At 59.7% G+C, this 1,222-nt stretch carries 2 protein-coding genes; both read right to left on the bottom strand.

The annotated features are described in order from the left end of the window. Positions 1 to 199: 199 nt before the first annotated feature. Positions 200 to 967 (bottom strand): symmetrical bis(5'-nucleosyl)-tetraphosphatase, encoded by a 768-nt coding sequence (locus AC3B8H_RS21535; RefSeq protein ID WP_488443549.1) that lies wholly within the window; start codon positions 965 to 967, stop codon positions 200 to 202. Between the two features lie 42 nt (positions 968 to 1,009). Continuing rightward, the coding region (locus tag AC3B8H_RS21530) for a hypothetical protein (protein ID WP_488443548.1) at positions 1,010 to 1,222 on the bottom strand (213 nt) is incomplete at its 5' end.

The following is a 1,222-nucleotide window of genomic DNA, read 5'->3' as shown; positions in this document are numbered from 1 at the left end:
GCTGGCGCTGATGACGTTGGGCGCGCTGTCCGCTCGGGCCGGCGGTGCGTCGGTATGGATCGCTATCGGACGGGTTTCGTTTTGGGGTATGTTATCGATGTTCGTGACGGCGGGCGTGGGTTTACTTTTTGGTGTGGCAACCGGTTAAGAGAGGGTTGGTTTGGGTACGGACGAGTCTATCGCTTGTTGCCGGATCGGGTTAAGCCGCCGCGTCCAGCGGCCTCAATGCGGAAGGGGCGCCGGCGGCCGGCAACGGTACCGCACCGGTAAACGGCTCATCCTGAAAATCCGCGTCGTCGGCAAACACGACGCGTTGGCTGGCGGTCGGCCGGTCCGGTAAGCGGTACCAGGGCATTAGACCGGCGGCTTGTTGGGAAACCGGGCCTTGGGCCTGGAAATCCATCTTGCCCTGTTCGGTGCAATATTTCATTTGGGTGAGCGCGTTGGCAATGTAATTCAAGCGCTTCCAACCGCGTAGTTTGGCGTGCCAGCGCGATTGATCCTGTTTGCGGTTTTCCAGAAAGGCCAGATAGTTGCTTTGCGACAGGACCGATTCGACTTCGTAGGCAAAGGTCAACATCTGGCTACGGGTCCATTCGGCCGGTATGCCGCCGTGGATCATCGTGTAATTGAGCTTGCTGTCGTGGTGGATCAGGCCGCGCCGACGCAGCCAGTTCAGCAATTCGTCGCGGTCTGGTGCTTCGAGTAGCTCGCGGTTGCTGTCTTGGACGGGCGAGAAGCCAGCGGCTTGCATCAACAACTCCAGGTCTCGGTTGCCCAGCACGCAGACCGCGCTTTTTCCCAGTCCCTTGACGTAACGCAGAACAGCCAGCGATTCCGGGCCGGCGCCGACCAAATTGCCGGCAAGCCATAAGCGGTCGGCGGCGGGATCGAAGCCGACGTCTTCCAGAGCTTGCCGCAAGGCGCTGAAATGGCCGTCGATACTGCCTATCGCATAAATCGTCATGGTCTTGATCCTTGCTAATGCTTGAATGTCGCGAATTGGGTATCAATTTGGGTGCCAGTTCGACGATCCGGTCTTGGCGCCTTCGCTTACGTGGCTCAAGCGTTTGAATTTGCTGAGAGGCGTGCCGGTCGTGCGGTCCTTGGCGCTGCCCCGGCGGGTGGCTTCCGTCGGCGAAAGCTGAAGTTTTCCTGGGAGGCTTTGTCGGGACTGCGACAAAAATCGGGCTTGCACTGGCGGCAACGGACGGAAAGCGAT

This window comes from Methylomonas sp. BG-2 (genome assembly GCF_057766305.1).
Note: the sequence above shows the minus strand (reverse complement) of the source record. Positions and strands in the feature narration are given on the sequence as shown.